The following is an 8042-nucleotide window of genomic DNA, read 5'->3' as shown; positions in this document are numbered from 1 at the left end:
TTCGCCGATGCCGACAACAACATCAAGGCCATTAAGACAAGGAGCGGACATGTGATCGAACTCAACGATACCGATGGCGGGGAGATGATTTCAATTTATACCAAAGAGAAAAAACACAGCATAACGCTTTCCACCAAGGATGACCAAATCCGTATCGTTTCTGAGGGGGATATTTTGATGCAAGGGAAGAACATACAACTTACCGCCCAGGAAGACCTAACTTTACAGGCAAAAGGGAATATCAATGCCATTGCCGAAAAGGAAATCACACATTCCTCAAAAGAGGATACCAAAATACGGGCAAAAGGAAATATCGAGGTCTTAAGCGAAGGTGACGGTTCCATTACGGGAAAAAAAGTTGTTGTGGAGGCATCAACCGAAGCGACCCTATCCGGAGCAAAAACACATATCAAAGGAAAGACCAATACCATTCAGGGAACTACCGGCAAAATTGATGTGGTCTGATGATCCCGAGCATGGAATCAACGGCATTAAAAGGGGTATTCCATAAGATATATATCGGACGAAAGAAAAAAGAACCAAAGATGAACTATTTTAAAGAATAAAAACACCGGAAAATGAGCGGACCTATAAGAAATCTTTTCCTATTCCTGTTTCCCTTGCTTTTAACAAGCTGTTTCGGGCAACAAAAACAACCTACGGAAGTTATCGACGGAGAAAGCGAAAAACCGTATAAAGAACTCAAGGCCAAGGACACCCCCGAAGTACGCGAACGACTTGCCGCATTTAACGCCCAAGAACACCGTTTGGAGTTTAGCGGTTGCGAAATGCGCTATAACGGAAAATCATTTTTCCTTGGCGATACCTTGGAAGAAGTGGAGGCCGTATTGGGTAAGCATGATTATAATAGAGGGATAGGGTTTTCATGGTCGCATTTAAATTTGGAGGTTTTCTTAGACGACGACACCAAAATCGTCTCTACTATTTATTTATACTTGCACCGTGTATTAGAAAACGTGATGACACCGAATGATAAATATAAATTAATTAGTGGCGTACCTTTAAATCAGAAGATGGTTTTTAAGGATTTTCTAGAGAGTTCCAATTATACTTTCAATGATATTAGATTCTCCAAGTATAATTACAATTTTGAAGTAAAAAAATGTAATAAAGGTGGTGAAAAATTGAAACTATATTTTCGTTCTTCCGTACCCTATAAGGTTAAAGATGCAGGTCATATCCAATTGCGAGGTGAATTTGACCCGCAATCTACGAATCCTGTTGATTTAATCGTTTTTCGATACCAAAATGAAGATATCGATTAACCAAAGTCTTTTTTTATGCCTGGAAAAGTAGCCACTATTACCGACCTCCATACCTGCCCCATGTGCAGCGGCCCTGTGGCCCATGTGGGGGGTCCCATCATCGGCCCGGGGGCACTTGGGGTATTGGTCAATGGAAAGGTAGCGGCCCTGATCGGTGATACCTGCACCTGTACCAGCGCCGTGGACGTTATTGCCCAGGGCAGTGCAGGGGTGCTTTTTAACGGCGTACCCGCGGTATGTATGGGCGATCTCACGGCCCATGGCGGGGTGGTGGTTTCCGGCCAGGAAGGGGTGGTCATCGGGGCCGCAACGCCACAGCAAACTTTGGCGCTCCATAAAATACCCTTTCCAGAGATTACCGTAAACGACTATAAAGGTGCCAAAAAAGCGGGGGTGGCTTTGGCCATGGCAGCGGCCGTTCAACAACAGCTAAGGGAGGCCGCACCTGTAGAAGAGATTCCCGAAGATAGTACCACGGTGACCTTGACCAGCACTTTTGCCCGGGAACAGTTGCAATGGTTGGCCCAAGGAACCAACTTGGTGCATTTTATGGCCATATTGGCGAAAATTTTTGGCACGGACATCCCAACCAAAGCCTATGACGAGCTGTTTGTCGATGCCAAAAACGGCCATACCCGTTTGGACCCGACATTGGTCGTAAAAACCGCCGTCGGGGGTGGGGGCGCCGCCTTTTATTACGACCGGAAAAACGAACCTGAAATATGGGTGGCCGAACAATTTGTACGAGAAGCCGCCACCGACAACGACAGACGGGGCGAGCTGATGACCGCGTTGATCGAAGAATTCGGACATTATCTGGATTATCTTTTACGAAATGTATACGCCGAAACCTTGCGTACCGATGCCTTGCGCGACGAAGGTGCCAGTTTTGCTTACCATTTGTACGACCTCAACCCCTTGGAACAGGAAAAACAGCAATTTGCCGAGGCCGTTATCGACGGGAACGCACAAACGTTCCTATGGGACTACAGCCCGTTGCACAACGACCTTAAAGCCTATGTAGCCCAAGAACGCCAAAACGGTGATGATGCCACCGGGTATCTGGAGTTTTATAAGGCGGGGAAATTAAGAAAGTTTGGACAGTATGCACACGGAGATATTGAGGAAAAGGCCATTTTACCACTTTTTGAAGATGCATTTAGCAAAGGATTTATTTCGGATGATGACGACTTTTATCAAGAACTTTTAGACACCATCTACTTTGGCAACTGGTTGCGTGATATGTCCCAACTGGTCGATCCCATGACGGTACGGCCGCTCTCCAATGCCCTGGACAATCTGGGCACGGACAATACCAAAGGTACCGTGGTCGGTTCCGGCGGTATTATGGACAGAACCCTATCAGAAGATCATACCGTAAAAATCGATGCCGGTTTTCTGCTCACCATCGAAGCGTTGAACCCAGTAAAGTTTTCGATAGAATTTTTGACGAGTTTGGTGGAAATCGTGGCGGCCGGTGAATTTATAAACCCCAAGGATGGCGAAAAACCACAGACGGAACGCTACGACCTGCATCTTAAAAAACTAAGGGAGGAGTATGTGACCATTGATCCTGACACCCTAGGTGTTTACCGCCCCGAAGAACATTTGGACAATCCCATGGGGCTGGGAAAAACCGGTGACGGTTTCAACCGAAACGACCGCAAACTCTATGATAAATTTGTGGGCTTCATCCATAACGGACACCCATTGCACCAAATCGACCTTAAGTATGGAATGAAAAAATATCTCAGGGCCGATCGTACGTTTCAAGTAGAGGGAGTTCCTTATCGTACCGGTTACCAATACATTAAGGACCAATTGTTATTGGCGGCCAAAAAAGACGGTTTTCAAAAAAGGGATTGCCAAATGGCCTTGGGCGCAGCATTGCATGCATTGGAAGACTTTTATGCCCATACCAATTATACCGAGGTAACGCTCATGAAAACGGTAGAACCCTTGGTATACCCTTGGGTAGATCAGGTCGATGAAACCGGCTACCAATATGATTATAACCGGGAGTATGTACGGATGACCCGAAATAGCGGTTATCATGTGTTGAAAGGAATTGACGATCCCCGGTTCGAGCTTGGTGGAGACCATCAGATTGCCGCATATATCCCCATAGTTACCGGCACTTTTGGACTTGTGGACACCGTCGCGAGCGGACTGCCCATTATGAACGAAGTCTTGTTCGGTGCGGAAGTAGACCCTTGGGTAAAAAGTATGCCCGGAGACCGCACGCAGGCCGATATGCTCATAAAGGCATTATGTCGGGAATTGGACAGTGCCAATAACAACAATCAAGATCAAGGGGAGAACGGAAGGTTCACCAAGGGCTTTAACGCCTTGTTGACACTACGCGACACCGCGGCCGAAGCCAAAGACTATATTCCCGATAACTTGAGAAAGGGGTTTTCTTGGGTCACGTCCGCTATAGGACGGATCTTCGACTATACCGTTTATTTTACCATTAGAGGGGCAGCGTCCATTATTGGCGATGCCCAGACCTTGTTGGACAAGGAACTCGCTACCATGGAGGCCGGCAACTTTCGTATCGGTAAAAACCCCTCGCATACCCAGGTAGCGAAAGACGACACCGGGCATCCGTTACACGAACTCTCGGCACTCTTGGCCATTGAGGCCGTGGAGAAAATAGCCGGTAAAGTGTTTCAGGTATGGGGAGGTGCCGCACAGCCTAAAGAGGTAATCAATCTCCTAAGGGTAGCCATTCGCCATCCGGTAGCCACGGACTGGCAAGACGATATCGTGAGAAACTGGGGCAAAAAAAATAGAGAAAAGGTCTGTTTGGCCTGCTCGCCCAGTGTAATGATCGATCGGAGTATGCACGCCCTTAAAGAGATAGACGAAACATTGGAAAATGTAGAAAAGTATGTTGCAGAGAACCAAAAAGTAATTGCTCAGGTCGTAGCCTATATCGAACAGGAAAGCGGTAAAAAAACGGATGCAAAAGCGTTAACTGACTTTTTAGAATCCGGTATGCAAAAAAGTCGTGAACAAATGAATCGGCTCATGAAAATAAAGATCAAGTGGGAAGAAAAATTTCCAAAACCACTGGCTTGTCTTCCCAACAACAATTTTTACACCGTTAAATCGGGCGACACTTTATCTGGAATAGCGGTCAAGGGCCGAACAACCCCAGAAGTCCTGATCAAAATGAACCATCTGATCAATACTGTTATTAAACCAGGCCAACGATTACGAGTACCCTACCCTATACGGTAGCCGTTAAAAATGGTGTCCTTTTAGCAAAGATATCGCCCAGTGAAAATGAGAAGCTATAAAAAAATAAAATGAACCATCTCTTAAAACCATAGTACCGACTAAACCGAAAAAGTCTTTTAAAGTACTTACCGGAACGTATTAAGTAAAAGGATTATCAAACATGCCAAGAGCAAAATACCAGTAAATATCTTTTAACTAAACCATCGCATTTACCCCTAAAGGTTATTACGGTTTTGTATTGGTTTTTAACCAATTGCCGCAAAAGGCTTTCAGAGGACGTATCATCAATCCCCTGTAGCATTATGGATTTACGTTACGGTTCGTACGGAGGCGACTCCTTCTAATTTTTCAGAACTCCCAATACCAAAAAAGTAGGCTAATCCCCATGGGAAAAGCCTACTTTCTAAATCATGGCCAAATTGGTTGGACCTACTTCAGTGCAAGACTTACCCTTGCAAAAAGAAATCGCCCACCGATTCCGAATTGCTGGGCCCTTCTCGACCAATCAAAACGGCCCGAACTACGATTATTGCCACCATCGGCCAACTCTTGTGCCGCCCTATCCGGATATACGTCCAATAAATTGTTCGCACCCACTGTGAGTGTCAATGCATCGGTGGCTTTGTAGCCAATAGAAAGATCGGTAACGATCTTGGTTCCAAACACCTGTTGGCGGTCTACGTTAGTGGTCGCTTCCGTAACTTCTCCAAAATAGACATTCCTTAAGAAGAAGGTAAAGGCATCCGAACGTAGGCTGTTCGATAAATTGACTTTGGTCCGCGGTACGGCTTCCTCCAAATATACCCTACTATCCTCTGGAAAATAGGTGTCGACCAAACCGGCATTTCGCAATACGTCCGAGGCTTTGATATCCCCTACCTGTCGGGTATTGGAGAACGTACCGGCCAAATCGGATTGTAGTCGCCATTTATCGCTCACATCCATCTTATGCGTCAACACCACATCGAGTCCCTTGGATTCGGTATCGATCGCATTTGCAAAGAAGGATGCGGCAGTGGCATTCGCCTGTCGCAACAAATTGTCCAATTCCGTTCCCGTTCCGGGACCACTAAACTGTCCCGTATACACAACACGATCATCGATACTGACAAAATAGCCATCGACCGTAATCGTCAAGTTCGCATCGGGCAATTTGGTGGTGAACCCTAAACTGGCACTTTTTGACACCTCTTCTTTCAATTGTGGTATTCCCAACAGTTGGGCCGCCCTACTATCATTTGCAAAGGTACCTACCTCCTGTGGATCTCCGTTCTGGTCGAATATCGTTGACGTAGAATTAAAGTTGATCTGGTGCAAGGACGGTGCCCTGAAACCCGTGTTTACGGCTCCCCTTATATTAAAGTTATCGGACACCTTATAACGTGACGATAGCTTAAAGTTAATGGTAGAACCAAAATCACTATAATCTTCAAAACGCGCGGCCAAACTCATTAAGAACTTTTCGGAAAAGTCCGCCTCCACATCAACATACCCGGCAACACTACTGCGCCCCCTGGAAAGTTCGTTATCGGGACTAAAACCTGGGAACACCTGGGAACCGCCTGGTCTGGAATTTCCAAAAAAGTCCTGAGAAGCCTGTTGTGAGGCCAAGGTTATTTGCTGTCCGTCGGCCGTATATTGAGAATACGACTCCTCTTCACCAGCGGCTATCTCATAATTTTCCAAGCGATATTCTGCGCCAAAAGCCACGTTCAATCCAGAGAGAACATCATCAAAAAACTGATTTACATCCAAATTTGCGGTGTTTTGCATAAAAGAAAAACCGCCGGCATCGAATGTCGTTGGCGAAGCACTTTGCAAGGAAGCGTTAAAGGTATTTCCAATGGTATACAAAAAGGAATTTTTTCCGTAGGTATTGCTCAAATCAACATTCCAATCGCCTACTTTTCCTTTAATACCCAATGCAAAGGAGCGGTCGGAAATGGTGGAATTGATTTCCGGAAGAAAACCATTGATATATGCGGGGGTAAACGTTCTGCTCTGGTTTGGCAGTCGATAAAAACCTGCAGAATTTCCCGTACGGGAACTGATGCCCGCAAAGGAATACACTTCGGTTCCGTTATCGTCCAAAGGCAATGAAAAATTGGCAAACAACCGACCACCGCGCAAAGCGGACTGGCCCACACGCATGTTATAGTCACTTCTTTGCTGCCCCCTTGCCGCCAATTCGGCATCCGTAGCATCCGCGGAAAGAACGCCCTGCAACTCTTCTTTAGTGGTTGCTCCACCCAAATCGATGCCCGCTTGGTTCGCAAATTGGATGACATCGCTAACATCATCGTCCAATAGATTGGCAATATTGTATCCGGTATCGTTGGCGGTACGTTCTACTACATTGTACAAGTTGAATACGTTTCCTTCCCATTCCTTCATCCTGCTGTAATCGTTACGAACATCAAAATCGCCCGCCATGGTCAGGTAACCACCTTTATCACCTAAGGAAAGTCCATAGCTCAAGGCCACGTTGGTAGACTCCCCGTCGACCCCGCCGGTCTGGCCATTCGCATTTTCGGAGAAGTTGGCACCGGTCGTTACCGTAGCCGTTAGCTCGTTTACGCTCTTGTTCAATACGATATTGATGACCCCAGCAATAGCATCAGATCCGTACTGTGCCGCGGCACCATCACGTAAAACTTCGATACGCTGTATGGCCGAGGCGGGAATGGCGTTTAAATCGGTTCCCACACTCCCTCTACCAAAGGTTCCGTTTACATTGATCAGGGAAGAAGTGTGCCTTCTTTTACCATTGATCAGCACCAACACCTGATCGGGGCCAAGTCCTCTTAAAGAGGCCGGATCGATATGGTCCGTACCATCCGATATGGTTTGGGTGTTCGAAGTAAACGAAGGGGCCACATAGTTCAAAATTTGATTCAAGTTCACCTGCGGTGCAACCGCATTGAGCTCCTTTACATCGATAACATCCACGGGCACCGTACTTTCGGTAGCCGTTCTGCTGGGGTTACGGGAACCTACGATAATCACTTCTGAAAGCGCCACCCCGGAGCTCAGCTGCACGTTGATGGTACTGCCGCTCACGGTTACGTTTTTCGATTCGAAACCGATATAAGAAATGACCAATACGTCACCTTGCGCCGCGGAAATACTATAATTTCCATCAAAATCGGTTACCGTTCCGACCGTCGAACCTTTTACTACTACGGATGCTCCACCCAAGGGCGCACCATCCTCATCAGTCACAACGCCACTCACCTCTTCTTGAAATGCCATATTCCCAACGATGGAGTACTCATTAGAAAGATGTTTTGGCACCGTATTCTCGCCATAAGACCAGGCATTCGCTACAGCTAGTAAAGCCATTACCAAAGGTAACAGCATGTTTTTTTTCTTCATATTGTTCTATTTTAAGTTGTCTCATGGATTGTACCGTTTCATGTTAATTTGGCCGTCCATTCGATGAATATAATCTTTTTCTTAACAACATATTCATAAAAATCTTCAATATTGGAAAGTTGTTTTAAAATAGAG

Annotated in this window: 3 protein-coding genes and 1 pseudogene; 3 read left to right on the top strand and 1 reads right to left on the bottom strand. The window is 46.1% G+C overall.

All coding sequences use genetic code 11. The annotated features are described in order from the left end of the window. The 3 genes and pseudogenes from ACRD7P_RS05130 to ACRD7P_RS05120 form a co-directional block, all read left to right on the top strand. Window positions 1-465, top strand: a pseudogene (locus ACRD7P_RS05130) (hypothetical protein); the annotation flags it as partial. Between the two features lie 113 nt (window positions 466-578). After that, window positions 579-1286 (top strand): hypothetical protein, encoded by a 708-nt coding sequence (locus tag ACRD7P_RS05125; protein WP_430906436.1) that lies wholly within the window; start codon window positions 579-581, stop codon window positions 1284-1286. A gap of 15 nt (window positions 1287-1301) precedes the next feature. Further along, the gene (locus ACRD7P_RS05120) at window positions 1302-4532 is read left to right on the top strand and encodes an HET-C-related protein (RefSeq protein WP_430906435.1); all 3231 of its coding nucleotides are present in this window, start codon (window positions 1302-1304) and stop codon (window positions 4530-4532) included. A 429-nt stretch (window positions 4533-4961) separates the two neighbouring features. Here ACRD7P_RS05120 and ACRD7P_RS05115 read toward each other — a convergent pair whose 3' ends face one another. Further along, window positions 4962-7784: a TonB-dependent receptor gene (locus tag ACRD7P_RS05115; protein WP_430906441.1), complete on the bottom strand. Its 2823-nt coding sequence runs from the start codon at window positions 7782-7784 to the stop codon at window positions 4962-4964. Window positions 7785-8042: the final 258 nt, after the last annotated feature.

The organism is Maribacter sp. 2-571 (assembly GCF_050589625.1).
In the GTDB taxonomy this organism is placed as follows: Bacteria; Bacteroidota; Bacteroidia; order Flavobacteriales; family Flavobacteriaceae; genus Pelagihabitans.
Note: the sequence above shows the minus strand (reverse complement) of the source record. Positions and strands in the feature narration are given on the sequence as shown.